Below are 19335 nucleotides of genomic sequence, written 5' to 3'. Positions count from 1 at the left end.
TATTCAATTTGGAATGCTTTTCGGGAACTAAATCAGTTTTTCAAACGTAAATGTAACTACAAAACTATCTCTAATTTTTAACTTAAAAGAGAAACACATGAAGATTACCACATTATTTGCAGCGCTTTTTCTATTTGTAACAGCATCTATGAGTGCACAGGAAATTTCCCAAAATGCCCTAGGTCTCCGGTTGGGTGACAGCGACGGTTTTGGTGCGGAAATCTCCTATCAAACAGCCCTAGGCACTTCCAATCGTGCGGAATTTGACCTTGGCTGGCGAGATAGCCGCCATTTTGATGCGTTCAAATTGACCGGCGTGTATCAGTGGGTGCGTCCATTGGATGGAAACTTTAACTGGTACTATGGCGTAGGTGGTGGATTGGGAAGTGTGGATTTTGACCATCCAGATCCAGATTTTGATGATGACAATGATGGTCTGTTTGTATTTGCCGCCGGTAACATCGGTATTGAATACAATTTTGACATTCCCCTACTCCTATCCCTGGATTTCAGACCTGAATTGGGCCTAGTGGGCTACGATGGGTTTGACAACGACTTTGATTTTGATATTGCCCTAGGTATTCGATACCAGTTCTGATACGTCAGTTTCAAAACAATTATAGACCCTTGGTACTTGATAGAAGTGCCAAGGGTTTTTTTTTGACCTAAGGAATGAATACCTTAGCAGCTTAAACCGCAAGAAATGAAAAAAATATTGGCAATCGCCCTTGGGATACTGTTTTTGGCAGCTTGTAACTCAGACCCCAAAGGATACACCTTGAACGGCACGATCAATGGAGAACCTGAGAATGGCATCAAGGTATTTCTAAAAACCACCGACACCCTGAACCAATTGGTGGAAGTGGATACCGCAATCGTGGAAAACGGGAAGTTCATCTTTACAGGAAACCAAATCGAGCCCAAATTGCACTACATCTTCATGGAGTCCAACCGCGGCAACATTCCTGTGGTATTGGAAAATGGCACCATTGAAATGGAGTTTCAAAAGGATAGCCTCAACTATGCCAAATTGAAAGGGACCGAGCAGAACGAACTTTTCATGGACTTTTTGGACGAATCGAGAAAACTTTCCGAAAGGGCCATGTCCATGCAGAACGATATGCGCGACGCAGCACAGAAAATGGACACGGCGACCGTTAGCTCCCTACGCGAAGAGTTTATGGAATTTCAGGAAGAAGCCAAGAACTTCAACGTGAATTATGCAAAGGAAAATCCCAATGCATTGATCTCTGTATTGATCATCGGAAACCTGATGGCGAGCAAGGCCCTGCCCTTGGATGAAGTGAAAGCCCTTTTTGAAGCACTTACTCCCGAAATGAAGGCCACTGAGCCCGGAAAAAAAATCAAAGAACAACTGGATACCATGAAATCCACCGAAATTGGTTCCACAGCTCCTGATTTTTCTGCACCGACACCAACTGGGGACCTATTGGCCTTGAGCCAAGTAACGGACAAATCCAAACTTACACTGGTTGATTTTTGGGCCGCTTGGTGCAGACCTTGTCGTGCCGAAAACCCAAACATTGTCTCCGTTTATGAAAAGTACAAGGACAAAGGATTCAATATTATAGGAGTTTCCTTGGATACCCGTGCAGAGGACTGGACAGGAGCCATAGAGGCCGATGGGCTTGCTTGGAACCACATTTCCAACCTTCAGCGTTTCCAGGACCCCATTGCCAGATTGTACAACATCAATGCCATACCAGCCGCTTTTTTGTTGGATGAGAACGGGGTGATCGTGGCCAAGGACCTAAGGGGACCGGCTCTTGAACAAAAAGTGGCCGAACTGCTGAACTAGGTCTACTTATAAAATCATAAAAAAAGCCCGGACGAAATGCCGGGCTTTTTTTATGATTCTATTTTTCTTTTTAAATCTTGCCCATTTTCTCCAATACAAATAGGATAACGATGGGAATGGCCAACAGCACAACGATCAGTGTGTCCGTAATGAACAGTTCCGGCTTGAACAACAAGGTAGTGGCATATCCGCCAATGGCTCCACCAAAATGCGCCGTGTGCCCAATATTCCCCAATCGGCTCTTCATCCCATAAATGGAATACAAAAGATATCCAATGCCCAACACGTAGGCCGGCAATGGAATAGGAATGAACATAATGCCCAATTGCATATCGGGATTCAATAAAATGGCAGCATACAAAATACCTGTTACGGCTCCACTGGCCCCTACTGCACTATAAAAAGGTTCATCCTTATGAAAAAACAGGGCCAAAAGGCTCCCTCCGAGCAAACTGACAAAATAGATGATCAAAAATTTGCCCGGGCCAAACCAACTGATGACCACATTGGCAAAAAAATACAGGGTGAACATATTGAAAAAAAGATGGGAGAGATCCACGTGCAAAAACCCTGATGTGGCCATCCGTTCCCGTTGCCCTGCCTGTATACCCCCTATGCTGAATTTATATCTATCAAAAAAAGCGGTATCGTTGAATCCCCGAAGGGACACTATGACATTGATGGCTATTATGGCGATGGTGGCAATATGTAAATTGTACATGCAATAAAAGTTTGGTTTCAAATATAGCTATATTTGCACACAAGAATCGCTTATGCAGTTGGCCGTATATATCCTGGTTTATCCATTGCTCTGGTTGGTCTCCAGACTCCCTTTCAGAATTTTGTACACAATCTCCGATGGTGTCTACCTTTTGCTGTACTATGTTATTGGATACCGCAAAAAAGTGGTACGCAACAACTTGGCACTTGTTTTTCCTGAAAAATCAAAGGCAGAACGCTTGGCCATCGAAAAAGAATTCTTTCGCCACATGTGCGACATCTTTCTGGAGATGATCAAAACCTTGGGCATCAGTAAAGATGAGATTCAAAAGCGTTTTACGGTCACCAACATAGATCTTATCAACGACCTTGAAGAAAAAGGGATAAACACCATGCTCATGCTCCCGCATTATGCCAGCTGGGAATGGGTGCTGTCCCTAAACCTTCAGATACGATCCAAAGGGTATGGCATCTATCAAAAAATACAGAACAAATATTTTGACGGATTGGTGCGAAAAATCCGGAGTAAGTTCAACACCACCCTGATTTCAACAAGGGAAAGCCGAAAAATCCTGAAAGACGCAAAGAAAAGCAAGGAATTGTTCATGGTAGGGATCATCAGCGACCAATCCCCCATGGTGGGAAAGGCAAAATACTGGACCGAGTTTATGGGAATCAAAGTGCCGGTGCATGTGGGTGGTGAGGAAATATGTAAGGCCAACAACATTGTCCCTGTCTATTTAAAAGTCCAAAAAAAGAAAAGGGGATACTACGAGGGGTCCTTCAAAATACTTACGGAAAACCCTAAAATGGTCGAGGATTATAAGATTACGGACGCTTTTCTGCGGGAAACGGAAAAATCCATTCTTGAAGCCCCGGAATATTATTTCTGGACCCACAAAAGGTGGAAACACAAGGATAAGGCACCCAAGTAATTTACCACTCATCGTGTTATGGTACAGCACCATACATAAACAGCCCACAAATTGTCATTGGTCGAAATTGTAGTATATTCCCTTCTGGTTATTGTATTTTTTGAGCTAAACCAATCGGGATGGAATTTTTACAAACGCTTTACAATGAGGTCATAGGCTTTTTGGGCATATCCCAGGCCCTCGAAATCCTTCGGTCCGGTGATTACACTTCCTTTACCACCTATGAGGGCATCGTCTCCTTGATCTACCCCATCATTCCGTTGCTCATCATCCTTGAACTGATTTTGGGACTGATCTATAAAAAGCCACACACCAAGGTGTATAAGGTGAATTTTTTGATCTATGTTTTCAATCGGTTTGTGGGTCGCTTTATCGCCATTGCCATGGTTGCCCTGTGCATTGGCCTTTTCCAGCAATACGCTCCCTTCCAGACCACAATGAAGTGGTATTGGATCGTTTATGGGTACGTGGTATGGGAACTTGGGCATTTTGTCTATCATTACTTGGGGCACAAGGTGCGTCTGTTCTGGTGCCTGCACTCCACCCATCATGCCCCTGAAAACATGAACCTGTCCGTGACCCATGCCCATTTCTTCTTGGAAGCACCCTATGCCGATACCATCCGGACCACCATCTGCATCCTTTTGGGCGTACACCCAGAGCTGCTGTTTTTGATCATGTTCATTGATGGCACCTATGGTGCGTTTATCCATATTGGGGAAAATCTGTTGAAAAACGGTCGGCTGGGCTTTTTGAACAAGATCATCCTCACTCCTTCCCACCATCGGGTGCACCACGCCAAGAATCCCCTTTACATGGACACCAATTTTTGCAACCTGCTCAACATTTGGGACCATGCGTTCAAAACCTATCAGGAAGAACAGGACGACATTACCATTGAATACGGCATAACTCGGGAAATGGATTCGGGAAATTTCATGGATGTGTATTTTGGGGAAATCGCGGCCTTGGCCAAAGATGTATGGAAGGCCCCTGGGCTTGCCAACAAGTTCCGCTACCTCGTAATGCCTCCCGGATGGAGCCATACCGGCGAACACAAGACCGCCAAAGTGGTTCGGAAAAGCTATTTGGAGTCCATCTGAATCCACAATATTTTTTGATGGACCCACAGTGTGTTTGAAGTTAATTCATACCTTCATCCGTATCAACAATCAGAAAAATGAAACAGTCCATCCTCACAGCAGTTTTATGCTTCCTTAGCTTATTTTCCTTCGGACAGACCACGGACGAAATCCGTGAAGAGATCAAAAAAGACATATGGCTGCCTTTTATGGAAGCCTATGACGAATCGGACCCTGAAAAATTAAAATCCATCCACACCAAGGACATTATCCGGGTCATCATGCAGCAAGGTGAAATCCAGACCGGCGAAAGCTATCTGGAAAATTTTGCGGATTTTGTCGCCACCAATCGGGTCGGTATCGCTTTTGCCATCCTATCCACTTCGGTGGACCCCAATGGTGAGATGGCCTACCAAAATGGATATTACCGTTTCAGCTCAAAAGGCGAAAACGATGCTGACCTTGTGATAAGGGGTTATGGTGAGTTCAATGTAGGGTTGCGCAAAGAGAACGGCTCATGGAAAATTTGGCTGGACTCGGACAAGCACGCTCCCATTTCCCATGAGGAATTCAATTCCCAAAAAATCGTTTATGAACTGATCGGGAACTAGCTCAATCCTGCCACTTCCTTGATTTCACCAATGATACGGTCGGCCAAAGCATCCGCTTCGTTCTGTGATTTGGCCTCGGTATAGATTCGGATAATGGGTTCTGTGTTGGATTTGCGAAGATGCACCCAATTTTCAGGGAAATCGATTTTCACCCCGTCAATGGTGGAGACCTGCTCCCCTTTATATTTATCGTGCATGGCCTCAAGTAGGGCATCCACATCCAGTCCGGGAGTAAGTTCTATCTTCTTTTTGCCCATAAAATAACTGGGATAACTTGCCCGTAGTTCGGCCACGGTTCCGCCACGTTCAGCCATCAACATCAAGAAAAGGGCCGTGCCCACCAAAGCATCGCGACCATAGTGACTCTCTGGATAAATGATGCCCCCATTGCCCTCACCTCCAATAATGGCATTGCTCGCCTTCATTTTGGCGACCATGTTCACCTCGCCTACAGCTGCAGCCTCATAAGTGCCTCCATGCTTTTCGGTAATGTCACGAAGGGCACGTGAAGAAGACAGGTTGGACACCGTGTTGCCCTTGGTCTTGCCCAATACGTAATCCGCACAGGCCACCAAGGTATATTCCTCACCGAACATTTCCCCATCATTGCTGATAAATGCCAAACGATCCACATCCGGGTCCACCACAATACCAAAATCGGCCTTTTCTTCCACCACTTTCTTGCAGATGTCCCCCAAATGTTCCTTCAAAGGTTCTGGATTGTGTGGAAAATGGCCCGTGGGATCACAGTAGAGCTTCACCACTTCCACCCCAAGCTCTTGCAACAATTTGGGAATTGCAACACCTCCTGTGGAATTGACCCCGTCCACGACCACCCTGAATCCCTTGCCCCTGATCACATCGGCATCTACCAAGGGAAGCTCCAATACTTCATCAATATGGATATCGATGTAGGAGTCATTTTTAGTGATTTCCCCTAAATCATCCACTTCGGCAAAATCAAAATCCTCTTTTTCGGCAAGTTCCAGAATCTTGGCTCCTTGGGCCGCATCCAAAAACTCCCCGCGCTCATTGAGCAATTTTAGGGCATTCCATTGTTTTGGATTGTGACTGGCGGTCAGGATAATGCCTCCATCGGCCTTTTCCAAAGGAACGGCAATCTCCACTGTAGGGGTGGTGGACAATCCTAGGTCCACTACATCGATCCCCAGTCCCACCAAGGTGGACACTACCAAATTTTGGATCATCTCGCCCGACAAACGGGCATCCCTGCCTATGACAACGGTCAATTTCTCTTTCTTGGAATAGTCCTTCAACCAGCTCCCATATGCTGCCGCAAACTTCACAGCGTCCAGTGGGGTCAGGTTATCATTTGTTTTTCCGCCTATGGTTCCTCGAATTCCAGAAATAGATTTGATCAGTGTCATAATTGTTAAAAAAGTTTGTGCAAATATAACCCAGCATCCCCTATTCCATGTTTTGAATTTGTAAATTTCGACACAAAAGGATTTTGCCCCGATGAACTTCTTGGCACATATTTACCTTTCCTTTGATGACAAGGAGATCACTTTGGGCAATTTTTTTGCCGACCACATCCGTGGGAACCGCTACAAACATTTACCGGACAAAATCCAAAAGGGCATCTTGCTGCATCGGGAAATAGACACCTTTACGGATGGCCACCCCATCACGAGACAGAGCAGTAAAAGGCTGCACAAGAACTACAGCCATTACAGCATGGTGATCGTGGACATCTTTTACGACCATTTCCTGGCCAAGAACTGGAGCGACTATTCCAATGTTCCCCTTGAAACTTATGTAGAGAGGTTCTATGACCTTTTGGAAGAAAACTACGAGCTGCTCCCCGTCGCCACCAAAGGGATGATGCCCTATATGATTGCGGACAACTGGCTTTTGGACTATGCCAACCTTGACGGTATCGGCAGGGTGCTCAACGGGATGAACCGAAGGACCCAGAACAAGTCCAAGATGAATTTTGCCATTTTGGATCTTGAAGAACACTACACGGATTTTGAAAACGAGTTCACCGCTTTTTTTGAAGAATTGATTACCTTTTCCCGTCAAAAATTCAACTCCCTATGCGAAGACTGATACTGCTCCTGCCCTTGGTCCTCTTCATCCATTGCAAACAAAAGCCCGCCGAACCAACCGGACTTGTCACGGAAAAGGCCATGGTGGTCTCTGCCCGTGAAGAAGCTTCCCAAATTGGGGTGGACATCATGAAAAAAGGGGGCAATGTCTTCGATGCCATGGTGGCCACAGAACTGGCCTTGGCCGTCTCCTTTCCTTTTGCCGGAAATTTGGGCGGTGGGGGCTTTATGGTCTACCGAAAGAGCAATGGCGAGGTCGGGGGCATCGATTATCGGGAGAAAGCGCCCATGGCGGCCCATAAGGACATGTACCTGGATTCGCTGGGCAATGTCATCCCCGATATGAGCACATCCGGCGGCACCGCTATTGGGGTACCCGGCACGGTGGCCGGTGTCATGGAAGTGCACAAAAAGTTTGGTTCCCTGCCCCTATCCGAAATCATGGAACCCGTCATTGCCTTGGCCAAAAAGGGAGTGGTCGTCACGGAAAAACAGGCGAAACGACTGGAAGGCTATCGGGAAAGTTTCATCAAGGCGAACGGGGACAGTACCAAATTTGCAGGCCCGTTCAAAACCGGGGACACCATAAAATATCCTGAATTGGCCCAAACCTTGGAGATCATCATGGAAAAAGGAAAAGATGGGTTCTACAAAGGAGAAGTGGCCCAAAAACTGGCCGCCTTTGTGCAGGAAAATGGTGGCTACATCACCGAGGAGGATCTTTCACGATATGAAGCCAAGTGGAGAGACCCCATCGAGTTCGATTACAAGGATCTTCACGTGATATCCATGAGTCCCCCCAGTAGCGGAGGTGTCACCATCAACCAGATTTTCAAGATGATGGAGCCTTACAAAGTGTCCAAATATGGACATAACTCTGCCAAGACCATCCAGTTGTTCACCGAGGCATCCCGTCGTGCCTATGCCGACCGAAATTACTTTTTGGGCGACCCCGACTTTGTCGATATTCCCTATGATGTCCTTCTAGATGATGCTTATTTGCAAAGACGTATGGCCGATTTCTCCTTCGACAAAGCAACGTTGTCTTCCGATGTGAGTCACGGTGAAGTGGAGATCATCGAAAGTTCCGAAACCACCCACTACTCCATCGTGGACAGCGAGGGCAATGCCATTTCCGCCACCACAACCTTGAACGGTGGCTTCGGCTCCAAGCTCTATTGTGCCGAACTGGGATTCTTTTTGAACAATGAAATGGACGATTTCAGCGCCAAACCCGGCGTGCCCAATATGTTTGGGCTGGTCGGTGCCGAAGCGAACAGTATTGCCCCAGAGAAACGGATGCTGAGCAGCATGACGCCCACCATTGTCGTAAAAGAAGGAAAACTCTATATGGTCGTGGGTACCCCAGGCGGTTCCACCATCATGACAGCGGTGGCCCAGACCATTTTGAACGTATACGAATTCAACCTGAGCATGCAGGATGCCGTGAATGCGCCCCGTTTCCATCACCAATGGTTGCCCGATGCGGTCGTTTTTGAGCCCGAAGGGTTTTCGGAGGAGCTCATCTCCGAACTGAAATCCAAAGGATACATCATCAACGAGGAACGCACCCCCATTATTGGCAAAGTGGATGCCATCCGCGTGCTGCCCGATGGCAAACTGGAAGGTGGGGCCGACAAACGGGGTGATGACAAAGCGGTCGGTTTTTAATCTTTCTCTATGCTATTTGATATTGTTGTGCTGACAGACCGAAGATATGTCTCCCCTGAAAAAAGGAGCCCTTACATAGACAACGTACTCCTGGAAGACCGTTTGGTCGTGGAGGCCTTGCAGGCAGAAGGTTTGAAGGTCGTCCGAAAATCGTGGGATGACCCCCATTTTGATTGGTCCACCGCAAAATTGGCCCTTTTCCGTACCACTTGGGACTATTTTGACCGATTTTCGGAGTTCTCAACATGGTTTGAAAACACCTCCAAACTGACCCAGTTCATCAATTCCAAAGAATTGATCACATGGAACATGGACAAACACTACCTCCAAGACCTTTCCAGGGCGGGCGTCAACATTCCCAAGACTATTTTTGTGGAAAAAGGGACCCAAACCACATTGCAGGCCCTTTTTTCCACTGCGGTGCAAGGCCATGGGTTCAAGAAAGAACAATTTGTGTTGAAACCCTGCATATCCGGGGCGGCCCGACATACCTACAAAATCCATACAACGGAGATTCCAAAGCACGAAGCGCTGTTTGGACAATTGATTTCCGAAGAGGCGATGATGCTTCAGGAATTTCAGGAAAACATCGTTTCTGAAGGGGAAATTTCAATGATGCTTTTCCATGGGGAGTTCACCCATGCCGTGCTCAAAATTGCCAAACCTGGCGATTTTCGGGTACAGGACGATTTTGGCGGTAGCGTCCACGAATATGACCCATCCAAGGAGCAGATAGCTTTTGCCAAAAAAGTGGTCGCGGCAGCTCCCGAACTTCCCGTTTATGCACGGGTAGATCTATTTCGGGACAACGAAGGAAATTGGGCCCTGGCCGAATTGGAGATCTTTGAGCCCGAATTATGGTTCCGGCGTAATCCATCAGCAGCACAAAAATTGGCCAAGACCATAAAGGACCACTGTTTGTCCGCCAAAATCTAGACCATTAATACGACACATAACTTTAACTATCTCAAAATGAAAAATTTAACCCTCCTATTGTTAAGCATTGGCTTAGGGTGCACTGCCCAACAGAAAACCACTGGCCAACTAGTTGCGCTGGATGATGCTTTTTACGATTACGTGGATAAAGAAGCAAAAATAGAAGTGCTCGCCGAGGATTTTATGTGGTCCGAAGGACCCGTTTGGGTCAAGGAAGGTGGGTTCCTCCTATTTTCGGATGCCCCACAGAACACTATTTTTAAATGGGATGAAAATGAAGGGATCACACAATTTTTAGAACCTTCTGGTTACACCGGAATACTGCCATACAGCAAGGAGCCCGGCAGCAATGGACTTCTCATCAACAATAATGGGGAGTTGGTGGCCTGCGAACATGGCGACCGAAGAATATCCCGGATGCCATTATCCTTTGGCGGAAAAGTAACGGTGGCCGACAAATGGAATGGAAAGCGTTTCAATAGCCCAAATGACATTGTACAGACCTCCAAAGGCATCTATTATTTTACAGACCCTCCCTATGGACTGCCAGAGCAGGAAAATTCCAAATCGCGGGAAATTGATGCATTTGGCGTCTTCAAAGTCGATGTTGAGGGCAAAGTTGACATGGTGGTCGGCAATCTTTCACGCCCAAATGGGCTTGCGCTTTCCCCTGACGAAAAAATACTGTATGTGAACCAATCGGATGGCAACGCACCTTATATTACGGCATACAACGTCCAGGATGATGGGTCATTGGATGAGGGGACTATATTCTTTGATGCCACTGAACTACGGAAAGAAGGATTGGTTGGCTCTTTGGATGGTCTTAAAGTGGCCAATGATGGCACTATTTTTTCCACAGGGCCAGGTGGAGTGTTAATCATTACCCCCGAAGGAAAACTTTTGGGACGCATTGAAACAGGACAACGGACGGCCAACTGCGCATGGGGCAACGATGGCTCCGTGCTCTATATGACTGCACATAGCTTCCTGATGCGGATCCAAACCAAAACGGTGGGGAACGGTTTCTAAAATGCTATCTGGTAATCTGCCGCTTCAATTCTTCCATGGACTGTTGCAACTGTTTCAATAGTCCGGTTTCTGTCGTGGCATCCACATTGAAAGTCAATTTGCTACTTACCTCCCAAATTTCCTGGATCTGGAATGGTTTGATCTCGTAGGGAGGATAAGTCTCGTTCAAAGAAACCAAAGTAATGTTGTTGGAATTGGGCCGTCGCTCTATTTTCTTGACCATTACGGAATCTTGGAGCACCACAACGTACATTTTGTTGGGGCTCACATGGTCAATATGTTCAATGGCACGCGCCAACACCCAATCGTTGGGCCTTAGATTCGGCAACATGCTGTCCCCTTCCACCTGAAATCCCCTGTACGTGGCATTTCGGAATTCGGGAATGGGCATGTCAAAGGCAGGCAACTGTTGGTACCAACTCGTATCGGAAATGTTCTGTGGATAGCCCGCAGCGGCCTTGGCGTTCACCAATACCATGTTGTCCTGATCGGAATTGTCCACGGTGACCACCTTGGGGATCACACTGGTTCTGGAGGTATCCAAGTACTTCTGGTCACTCTCCCCGAACAGCCACATGGGGTTGATCTTGAACTGTTTCAATAACTCCGATACCACTTTGCCTGATAGTTTGGTCCTCCCCCGTTCAATATCGGCCGTGGTGTTCTTCACACCCAACAGTTCCGCAAACTCGGCCTGTGTATGGCCCAGCTCCCTTCGGATGTCCGTAAATCGTTTCAGTGTCAGTTCGTTTTCCATTTCTGTATTTTTGTATCACTTCGTACTGTCATCCTGAGCGCAGTCGAAGGAGCTTTCGAGAAGGCATTGACCTTCACCACAAATTAGATCTCTACCTAATATCTCTATTCAAATATAGGTAATTTGGATTATTTCCAAAACTTTTTATGGAATATTTCCATTTATTGGATTATTTCCATATTTTTGATTGGAATATTTCCAAGTTATGGGTTTTGATAGAATACGGGAAAAACTGAACATTCTGGCCGATGCGGCCAAATACGACGTGTCGTGCGCCAGTAGTGGCAGTGACAGGACCAATAAAACAAAGGGGCTGGGCAATGCTTCAAAAATGGGTATTTGCCATAGCTACACCGAGGACGGACGTTGTATTTCCTTGTTGAAAATCCTGCTAACCAACCATTGCATCTATGACTGTGCCTATTGCGTCACCCGTAAAAGCAACGACGTCCAAAGAGCGGCCTTCAAGATCCAAGAAGTGGTGGACCTGACCATCAATTTTTATCGAAGAAACTATATCGAGGGATTGTTCCTGAGTTCCGGGATATTCAAAAATGCGGATTATACTATGGAACGCTTGGTTGCAGTGGCGAAGAAACTCCGGGAAGAGGAAAATTTCAATGGGTATATCCACCTGAAATCCATACCTGGGGCCAGCGATGAACTTATGTACGAAGCCGGATTATACGCGGACCGTCTTTCCGTGAACATTGAAGTGCCCACAGTTTCTGGCCTGAAACTCTTGGCCCCCGATAAAAAGCATGAGGACTTCACCAAACCCATGCTCAAGGTGAAAAATGAGATCGTGCGCTTCCAAACCGAACGAAAAATCATCAAAAGCACCCCCAAATATGCCCCGGCCGGGCAGAGCACCCAAATGATTGTGGGCGCTTCCGGGGAAACGGACAAGGACATCATGTATTCCGCTACCTATTATTACAAAACCTACCAAATGAAACGGGTATATTATTCTGGTTATGTGCCAGTTGCGGATGATGCCCGATTGCCGGCCATTGGTTCGCAGGTGCCCATGCTCCGGGAGAACAGGCTCTACCAGACCGATTGGCTCTTGCGTTTCTACGGCTTTGCCGTGAACGAGATTTTGAACAAGGAGTACCCCAATCTGGATATGGACGTGGACCCCAAGCTTTCGTGGGCGTTGCGCAACCTGCACCATTTTCCGGTGGATGTGAACACGGCGGACAAGCGTCTCTTGGCCCGCATACCCGGCATCGGTATGCAATCCGTGGAGAAAATAATGAAAGCTCGAAAATTTCGAAGGTTGAACTGGGACCATCTCAAAAAAATCGGAGTGGCCCTCAACCGTGCCCAGTATTTCATGGTATGTGATTCCCGCCACTGGGAACGCCGTGATCTGGATGCGGAGAAAATCAAGGGGATGATCTTGCAGACTTCGTCCGGCAAGTTCAGGAACCAGTATAGTAACCAATTGTCATTGTTCAATTAACAATTAGCAATGAAGGGTTAAGTTCGAGATGTCATCCTGAGCTGTCATCCTGAGCGTAGTCGAAGGGCCAGTCGAAGGAGCTAACGAGAATGACATATTGGAATTAAAAAACAAAATAAATTAAAAGAGAGCGTTATGAATGCTTCAATAACCTTAATTTATGACGGCAGCTTCAACGGGTTTCTCACAGCTGTGTTTGTTGCTTTTGACGAAAAGATCAATGTGGCCGACATCCAAAGAAATGGTCAGTGCCAAAATGGGCTGTTTTCGGACACCGAGACCATTTTCACCCATGTGGAAAAGGCTCAACGGGTCTGGAACGGCATCAAGGGCAAAAGCCACAATGCCATTTCCAATGTGTATTTTGCTTTTTTGAGCGAAGCCGAAGGGGTGGAAATGATGCTGTACACCTACATCCAAAAACTGATGCGTACCCAGACCGGCAAGTATCTGGACTATTCGGACAGTACGGTGCTCCACATCAGCCAGTTGGCACGGAAGGTGGGTCGGGAAAAACACCGCATGGAGGCCTTTGTACGGTTCCAGTTGACGAAGGACAACATCTATTTTGCGAACATAGAGCCCGATTTTGATGTGCTGCCCCTGATTTCCAAACATTTTCGGGACCGCTATGCGGACCAGCAATGGCTCATTTATGACGTGAAACGCAAATACGGGATCTATTACAACCTGGACCATGTGGAAATGGTGTCCCTGAACCTACGGGAGGTGCATTTCAACAAAGTCCATAAAAGTGATGCTTTCCTGAGCGAGGAATACGATTACCAGACCCTCTGGAACGATTATTTCAAAAGCACGGGCATCAAGTCCCGCATCAACCCTAAATTGCATACGCAGCATGTGCCCAAACGGTATTGGAAGTACCTTTCTGAAAAAAAAGCAAGTTAGGTAAGGTAACCCCAATGTGGCAAACCTTTTGCCTAGATATGCAATAGGGAGTCCTGAGCGAAGTCGAAGGGTGAGTAAGAAAAAGGAGTGGTTTAGATTGAAAAGCTTTTTTTGTTAATATTGTTATGTAGCATTCCCCCATTAAACACAAAATTATAATATATGAATGAATTTGGGGGGAAATGGACTGAAGCAAAAATTGAAATTTTAGTTGAGTACGCCAGTGCCTACTTAACAATAATGAACAAATATGCTAATCGGTTTGGTTGGAATCTTCTTTATTTTGATGGTTTTGCAGGCAGTGGTTATATTACCAAAGGTAGCGATGAAAACAAGAAGGTAATTCTTGGAGCAGCAAAACGTATTTTGGAATTAAACATACCCCGCTCTTTTGACGAATATTACTTTGTCGAAAAAGATACTCACAATGCACAAGAATTAAAAGATTCAATCTCTACAACAACAAAAAAAGTATATGTTGTGAATGAAGATTGCAATACCAAAATTCATTCTATGGGTGAGTTTTTAAAATCTACAAAAGGAAAAAATCGAAGAGTTCTAGCCTACATTGATCCTTGTGGAATGCAATTAAATTGGAATTCACTTAAATCCTTGAAAGAATCAAATGTTGACGCATGGATATTAGTTCCTACAGGAATGGGTGTAAATAGATTGCTGAAAAATGACGGAAGAATTTCTGAGGCATGGATTGAAAGGCTCGAAACCTTTCTTGGAATGAGTCAAATTGATATTTTGAATGAATTTTACAATCAAACTGAGGTAATTACCTTGTTTGGCGAAGAAAGAATCACTACTAAAAAAGAAAAGACAATTGAGAAATCAGCAGAACTGTATAAAAATAGATTAAACGAATTATTCAAATATGTGACCAAGCCATATATTTTAAAAAATAGCTCGAATTCGACAATGTTTCATTTCTTTATGGTTTCAAACAATGAAAATGCGGTGAAAATTGCTAATGAAATAATAAATAAATACAACACATGGCACAATCAAGTATCGAATGGACAGAAATGACATGGAACCCAACAACAGGTTGCACTAAAATTAGCCAGGGTTGTAAATTCTGTTATGCCGAAGTCATGTCCAAAAGGCTTCAAGCCATGGGAATAGAGAAATATAAGGATAATTTTAAAGTCCGAATCCATGAATCGGAATTGAGTACTCCGTACTCATGGAAAAAACCTAAAATGGTTTTTGTGAACTCCATGAGCGATTTGTTCCACCCAGAAGTTCCATTTTTCTTTATCCAAAAGGTTTTTGAAGTCATGAACGATAATCAACAACACATTTTTCAAGTTTTGACTAAAAGACATGACCGATTGTTGGAGTTACATGATAAACTCAACTGGACTCCAAATATATGGATGGGAGTATCTGTTGAAAATCAAGAAGTTGAGCATCGCATTGATTATCTCAGAAAAACCAATGCGAAGGTTAAGTTTTTATCCCTAGAACCCTTAATTGGACCTCTTCCTAATTTAAATCTCAAAGAGATTAGCTGGGTAATTGTCGGCGGTGAAAGCGGCAGAAAACCTAGACCAATTAAAGCCGAATGGGTAAAGGACATAAAAAACCAATGTGAAAAAGTAAACGTTGCTTTCTTTTTCAAGCAATGGGGCGGCACTAATAAGAAAAAAAGTGGACGTTTGCTCAATGGACGTACATACGATCAAATGCCAAACTACAGGTTGATAGCTTAGCTACTTCCCCTTCTCCCCCACAAAATGGTCGCTCTTGTTTTTAAAGAGCACATTAAAACTGGTCAAACTGCCATAAATACGGGTGATGTATTGCTGTAGGTCAATTTTATCCTGATCGTCCAGATTACTGCTGTTGATCTTTTGTTCCATCACACGGATACGGTCGCGCACCATCACGATCTTGTGAAAAAAGGTATCGATGGGCATTTCCTTGTTCTGGGTGGCATCCCCGGGATCCAGGATCAGTTTACCGCCCTTCCACTTATCGGCAATGGCCACTTTTTCGTGGGTATCGCTCCATTTCTCCAAAATCTTGACCAAGGAACGTTCCACTTCAAAAAAGCTGACGGTGTCCACTTCGTCCTCCACCGCCTCGATCACCTCAAAATCGGCATCAAGGTCAATGGTTTCCAGTCCGCTTTCCAAAAAAGTGACCCAATAATACTTGGATGATACGTTGGTCACCACCCCTTTTCCGTGTTCAGGATGGTCTATTCGAGAGCCAATGCCCAGTAGTTTCATAGTTTTCAATTTATAATGTCAGGTCGAGTGCCATCGGATTCAATTCTTCCAAATCACTTCTCGACCGTTCCTTCAACTCTGCTCAGGATGACAGCTCGAAGTGATAAATGATACTATGTCAAAAATAAGCCATCAATTAACAATAACGAAAATCCAACCCCTTTCTTTTTTACAAGCCAAATCGCTATTTTTGAAGCTTTGCTATGAATTTATGATCCATTACGAAGAACATATTGAGGTGAAGGGTGCCCGGGTGCACAACCTGAAGGACATCGATGTCACCATTCCCCGTGAAAAGCTGGTGGTCATCACCGGGCTTTCGGGCAGTGGGAAATCCTCCCTGGCCTTCGATACCATCTATGCCGAGGGCCAACGCCGCTACATCGAGACCTTCTCGGCCTATGCCCGACAGTTTTTGGGCGGTCTGGAACGCCCCGATGTGGACAAGATAGATGGACTTTCGCCTGTGATCGCCATAGAACAGAAGACCACTTCCAAATCGCCCCGCTCCACCGTGGGCACCATCACAGAGGTGTACGATTTTCTCCGACTCTTGTTCGCACGTGCCGGGGATGCCTACAGCTACAACACGGGCGAGAAAATGGTGAGCTATAGCGACGAGCAGATCAAGGAACTCATCATAGAATCCTACCTCGATAAAAAAATAAACGTGCTGGCCCCAGTGATCAAATCGAGAAAGGGCCATTACCGCGAACTTTTTGAACAGATTGCAAAGCAAGGCTTTGTAAAAGTGCGGGTGGACGGTGAGATCATGGACATCACCAAGGGCATGAAGGTGGACCGCTACAAGACCCACGATATCGAGATCGTGATAGACCGTCTAAAAGTCTCCGATACCGAGGATTTCCACAAACGCCTTGCGGAGACCATCAACACGGCCATGTACAGTGGCGACAACGTTCTGATGGTATTGGAAGAGGGCGAGACCGTGCCCCGCTATTTCAGCCGGGACCTGATGTGTCCTTCCACGGGCATTTCGTACCCCACGCCGGAACCCAACACCTTTTCGTTCAACTCGCCCAAGGGCATGTGCCCCGATTGCAGTGGTCTGGGGCATATTTACGAAGTGAACGAACGAAAGATCATTCCAAACCCCAAACTGTCCATCAAGGCGGGTGGACTTGCCCCGTTGGGCGAATACAAGAAATCCTGGGCCTTCAAACAGTTGGAGACCATTGGGCAGCGGTATGGTTTTGACCTTTCGGACGCCATCGAAAAAATCCCCGAGGAGGCCATGGACGTTATCCTTAACGGGGGAAAGGAAAGTTTTGAGGTCGATTCCAAATCCCTCGGTGTAAAAAGGCAGTACAAAATTGATTATGAGGGCATTTCAAACTTCATCAGGACCCAATTTGAAGATGCCAATTCCACGTCCATAAAACGATGGGCGAAGGATTACATGGACAAAATAAAATGTCCCACCTGCGAAGGTGCCCGCTTACGCAAGGAATCCCTTTATTTTAAGGTGGGCGAAAAGAACATTGCCGAACTGGCCCAAATGGACATTGCCGAACTGGCCACTTTTTTCAAGAATTTGGAAGAGACCCTTGAGGGCAACCAAAAGATAATCGCGGAGGAAATCATCAAGGAAATCAAGGCCCGTATCGGGTTTTTGCTTGATGTGGGATTGGACTACCTTTCCCTGAACCGGAGCTCCAAATCCCTGTCCGGGGGCGAGGCGCAGCGTATCCGTTTGGCCACCCAGATAGGTTCCCAACTGGTGGGGGTGCTCTATATTTTGGACGAACCCAGCATCGGTCTGCACCAACGGGACAACGAACGCTTGATCCATTCTTTGGAATCGCTCAGGGACATTGGGAATTCCGTGATCGTTGTGGAGCATGATCGGGATATGATCGAACGTGCCGACCACGTGATCGACATCGGTCCAAAAGCAGGAAAACATGGTGGGGAAATCATTTCCGAAGGAAAACCATCCGAACTGAAGGACCATCATACCCTGACCGCCCAATACATTACCGGCGAACTGGAAATTCCTGTTCCAAGTGAAAGAAGAAAGGGAACGGGCAAAAAAATTGTGCTTTCTGGCTGTACGGGAAACAACCTGAAGGATGTCACGGTAGAATTCCCTTTGGGAAAACTCATCGGCGTCACGGGTGTATCGGGCAGTGGAAAGTCCACCTTGGTGAACGAGACCCTCTACCCTATCATGAACGCCCATTACTTCAACGGGGTGAAAAAACCAATGCCCTACAAAAAAATCACCGGGTTACAGCATATCGACAAGGTCATCGACATCAACCAATCGCCCATCGGGCGCACACCGCGATCCAATCCGGCGACCTATACCGGGGTTTTCAGCGAGATCCGGACCTTGTTTGCCAAGACCACCGAAGCAACCATCCGCGGATACAAACCGGGACGTTTCAGCTTCAATGTGGCAGGAGGGCGTTGCGAAACCTGCCAAGGCGGCGGGTTGAAGGTCATCGAAATGAACTTTCTTCCCGATGTGTATGTAGAATGTGAGACCTGCAACGGCAAGCGGTTCAACAGGGAAACCTTGGAAATCCGCTATAAGGGCAAGTCTATTTCGGACGTATTGGAAATGACCATCAACGAAGCGGTGGATTTCTTTGAGAACATTCCCAAGATCCATCGAAAACTGAAGACCATCAAAGATGTGGGATTGGGTTACATCTCTTTGGGACAGCAGTCCACTACCCTTTCCGGCGGTGAGGCGCAGCGGGTGAAACTGGCCACAGAGCTTTCCAAGCGTGATACCGGAAACACCTTCTACATCTTGGACGAGCCTACCACTGGCTTGCACTTTGAAGACATCCGAGTGCTGATGGAAGTACTCAACCAACTAGTGGACAAGGGAAATACCATCTTGGTGATAGAACACAACATGGACGTCATCAAAATGATGGACCACATCATAGACATTGGTTACGAAGGTGGCCGTGGCGGCGGCATGGTGGTTGCCCTAGGAACGCCCGAAGAAGTGGCCAAAGACCAAAAAAGTTATACCGCCAAGTTTTTGAAAAAAGAACTGGAACATACCAAAGAAAAGATTGCCAAGGCCATCTGAAACA

The 19335-nt window shown here is 46.2% G+C and carries 18 protein-coding genes; 14 read left to right on the top strand and 4 right to left on the bottom strand.

The annotated features are described in order from the left end of the window. The first annotated feature begins 97 nt into the window (after positions 1–97). Together DB398_RS17175 and DB398_RS17170 are read left to right on the top strand one after the other, a co-directional pair. Positions 98–598: a hypothetical protein gene (locus DB398_RS17175; RefSeq protein ID WP_108425692.1), complete on the top strand. Its 501-nt coding sequence runs from the start codon at positions 98–100 to the stop codon at positions 596–598. Between the two features lie 105 nt (positions 599–703). Continuing rightward, positions 704–1819 carry a DUF4369 domain-containing protein gene (locus tag DB398_RS17170; RefSeq protein ID WP_108425691.1) on the top strand — a complete coding sequence of 372 codons (1116 nt, stop codon included), beginning with the start codon at positions 704–706 and terminating at the stop codon, positions 1817–1819. A 70-nt stretch (positions 1820–1889) separates the two neighbouring features. On the opposite strand, the gene DB398_RS17165 is transcribed toward DB398_RS17170, so the two are convergent. After that, the gene (locus DB398_RS17165) at positions 1890–2540 is read right to left on the bottom strand and encodes a rhomboid family intramembrane serine protease (RefSeq protein ID WP_108425690.1); all 651 of its coding nucleotides are present in this window, start codon (positions 2538–2540) and stop codon (positions 1890–1892) included. 52 nt (positions 2541–2592) lie between these two features. Between DB398_RS17165 and DB398_RS17160 the strand changes: the two genes are divergently transcribed. The 3 genes from DB398_RS17160 to DB398_RS17150 all read left to right on the top strand — a co-directional run bounded on the left by DB398_RS17160 (position 2593) and on the right by DB398_RS17150 (position 5167). After that, entirely contained in the window at positions 2593–3474 is an 882-nt protein-coding gene (locus tag DB398_RS17160; protein WP_108425689.1) for a lysophospholipid acyltransferase family protein, read from the top strand. A gap of 119 nt (positions 3475–3593) precedes the next feature. Beyond that, positions 3594–4577, top strand: a complete 984-nt coding sequence (locus DB398_RS17155) for a sterol desaturase family protein (protein WP_108425688.1) — start codon at positions 3594–3596, stop codon at positions 4575–4577. A gap of 77 nt (positions 4578–4654) precedes the next feature. After that, a complete protein-coding gene (locus tag DB398_RS17150; RefSeq protein WP_108425687.1) occupies positions 4655–5167 on the top strand; it encodes a YybH family protein in 513 nt (170 codons plus the stop codon). Here DB398_RS17150 and glmM read toward each other — a convergent pair. Next, positions 5164–6555 (bottom strand): phosphoglucosamine mutase, encoded by a 1392-nt coding sequence (glmM, locus tag DB398_RS17145; RefSeq protein WP_108425686.1) that lies wholly within the window; start codon positions 6553–6555, stop codon positions 5164–5166. The genes DB398_RS17150 and glmM overlap by 4 nt on opposite strands. A 91-nt stretch (positions 6556–6646) precedes the next feature. Between glmM and DB398_RS17140 the strand changes: the two genes are divergently transcribed. From DB398_RS17140 to DB398_RS17125, 4 genes are read left to right on the top strand one after another with little or no spacing between them, the layout of a single operon-like run. Then, positions 6647–7240, top strand: a complete 594-nt coding sequence (locus tag DB398_RS17140) for an acyl carrier protein phosphodiesterase (RefSeq protein ID WP_108425685.1) — start codon at positions 6647–6649, stop codon at positions 7238–7240. After that, positions 7228–8910, top strand: coding sequence for a gamma-glutamyltransferase (gene ggt / locus DB398_RS17135; RefSeq protein WP_108425684.1), 1683 nt, complete (start codon positions 7228–7230; stop codon positions 8908–8910). Before DB398_RS17140 ends, ggt begins: the two co-directional genes overlap by 13 nt. 9 nt (positions 8911–8919) lie before the next feature. Continuing rightward, a complete protein-coding gene (locus tag DB398_RS17130) occupies positions 8920–9846 on the top strand; it encodes an ATP-grasp domain-containing protein (RefSeq protein WP_108425683.1) in 927 nt (308 codons plus the stop codon). Positions 9847–9882: 36 nt separating this feature from the next. Further along, positions 9883–10878, top strand: a complete 996-nt coding sequence (locus DB398_RS17125) for an SMP-30/gluconolactonase/LRE family protein (RefSeq protein WP_108425682.1) — start codon at positions 9883–9885, stop codon at positions 10876–10878. A gap of 4 nt (positions 10879–10882) precedes the next feature. On the opposite strand, the gene DB398_RS17120 is transcribed toward DB398_RS17125, so the two are convergent. After that, on the bottom strand, positions 10883–11635 hold the full coding sequence (locus DB398_RS17120; RefSeq protein ID WP_108425681.1) for an XRE family transcriptional regulator: 753 nt from the start codon (positions 11633–11635) through the stop codon (positions 10883–10885). 205 nt (positions 11636–11840) lie between these two features. On the opposite strand from DB398_RS17120, the gene DB398_RS17115 reads away from it, so the two are divergent. The 4 genes from DB398_RS17115 (at position 11841) to DB398_RS17100 (ending at position 15736) form a co-directional block, all read left to right on the top strand. Further along, entirely contained in the window at positions 11841–13103 is a 1263-nt protein-coding gene (locus tag DB398_RS17115) for a putative DNA modification/repair radical SAM protein (protein WP_108425680.1), read from the top strand. Positions 13104–13238: 135 nt separating this feature from the next. Beyond that, a complete protein-coding gene (locus tag DB398_RS17110) occupies positions 13239–14012 on the top strand; it encodes a TIGR03915 family putative DNA repair protein (protein WP_108425679.1) in 774 nt (257 codons plus the stop codon). 162 nt (positions 14013–14174) lie between these two features. Then, a complete protein-coding gene (tcmP, locus tag DB398_RS17105; protein WP_108425678.1) occupies positions 14175–15050 on the top strand; it encodes a three-Cys-motif partner protein TcmP in 876 nt (291 codons plus the stop codon). After that, the gene (locus DB398_RS17100; RefSeq protein WP_108425677.1) at positions 15017–15736 is read left to right on the top strand and encodes a DUF5131 family protein; all 720 of its coding nucleotides are present in this window, start codon (positions 15017–15019) and stop codon (positions 15734–15736) included. The genes tcmP and DB398_RS17100 overlap by 34 nt, the downstream gene beginning before the upstream one ends. Here the strand turns inward: DB398_RS17100 and DB398_RS17095 are convergent, their stop codons facing one another. Beyond that, positions 15737–16258, bottom strand: coding sequence for a hypothetical protein (locus DB398_RS17095; RefSeq protein WP_108425676.1), 522 nt, complete (start codon positions 16256–16258; stop codon positions 15737–15739). Between the two features lie 211 nt (positions 16259–16469). Here DB398_RS17095 and uvrA point away from each other — a divergent pair, with 211 nt between their 5' ends. Beyond that, a complete protein-coding gene (gene uvrA / locus DB398_RS17090; RefSeq protein ID WP_108425675.1) occupies positions 16470–19331 on the top strand; it encodes an excinuclease ABC subunit UvrA in 2862 nt (953 codons plus the stop codon). Positions 19332–19335: the final 4 nt, after the last annotated feature.

This window comes from Flagellimonas amoyensis (genome assembly GCF_003058265.1).
Taxonomy (GTDB): domain Bacteria; phylum Bacteroidota; class Bacteroidia; order Flavobacteriales; family Flavobacteriaceae; genus Flagellimonas; species Flagellimonas amoyensis.
The sequence above is the reverse complement of the archived record's forward strand: the minus strand, read 5'-3'. Positions and strand labels throughout refer to the sequence as shown.

Coding starts and splice junctions, on each gene's coding strand:
- DB398_RS17095 (WP_108425676.1), bottom strand. CDS start 16,258: ATGAAACTACTGGGCATTGGCTCTCGAATAGACCATCCTGAACACGGA.
- uvrA (WP_108425675.1), top strand. CDS start 16,470: ATGATCCATTACGAAGAACATATTGAGGTGAAGGGTGCCCGGGTGCAC.
- DB398_RS17130 (WP_108425683.1), top strand. CDS start 8,920: ATGCTATTTGATATTGTTGTGCTGACAGACCGAAGATATGTCTCCCCT.
- DB398_RS17150 (WP_108425687.1), top strand. CDS start 4,655: ATGAAACAGTCCATCCTCACAGCAGTTTTATGCTTCCTTAGCTTATTT.
- DB398_RS17165 (WP_108425690.1), bottom strand. CDS start 2,540: ATGTACAATTTACATATTGCCACCATCGCCATAATAGCCATCAATGTC.
- glmM (WP_108425686.1), bottom strand. CDS start 6,555: ATGACACTGATCAAATCTATTTCTGGAATTCGAGGAACCATAGGCGGA.
- DB398_RS17175 (WP_108425692.1), top strand. CDS start 98: ATGAAGATTACCACATTATTTGCAGCGCTTTTTCTATTTGTAACAGCA.
- DB398_RS17100 (WP_108425677.1), top strand. CDS start 15,017: ATGGCACAATCAAGTATCGAATGGACAGAAATGACATGGAACCCAACA.
- DB398_RS17155 (WP_108425688.1), top strand. CDS start 3,594: ATGGAATTTTTACAAACGCTTTACAATGAGGTCATAGGCTTTTTGGGC.
- DB398_RS17120 (WP_108425681.1), bottom strand. CDS start 11,635: ATGGAAAACGAACTGACACTGAAACGATTTACGGACATCCGAAGGGAG.
- DB398_RS17110 (WP_108425679.1), top strand. CDS start 13,239: ATGAATGCTTCAATAACCTTAATTTATGACGGCAGCTTCAACGGGTTT.
- ggt (WP_108425684.1), top strand. CDS start 7,228: ATGCGAAGACTGATACTGCTCCTGCCCTTGGTCCTCTTCATCCATTGC.
- DB398_RS17160 (WP_108425689.1), top strand. CDS start 2,593: ATGCAGTTGGCCGTATATATCCTGGTTTATCCATTGCTCTGGTTGGTC.
- DB398_RS17125 (WP_108425682.1), top strand. CDS start 9,883: ATGAAAAATTTAACCCTCCTATTGTTAAGCATTGGCTTAGGGTGCACT.
- DB398_RS17140 (WP_108425685.1), top strand. CDS start 6,647: ATGAACTTCTTGGCACATATTTACCTTTCCTTTGATGACAAGGAGATC.
- DB398_RS17115 (WP_108425680.1), top strand. CDS start 11,841: ATGGGTTTTGATAGAATACGGGAAAAACTGAACATTCTGGCCGATGCG.
- DB398_RS17170 (WP_108425691.1), top strand. CDS start 704: ATGAAAAAAATATTGGCAATCGCCCTTGGGATACTGTTTTTGGCAGCT.
- tcmP (WP_108425678.1), top strand. CDS start 14,175: ATGAATGAATTTGGGGGGAAATGGACTGAAGCAAAAATTGAAATTTTA.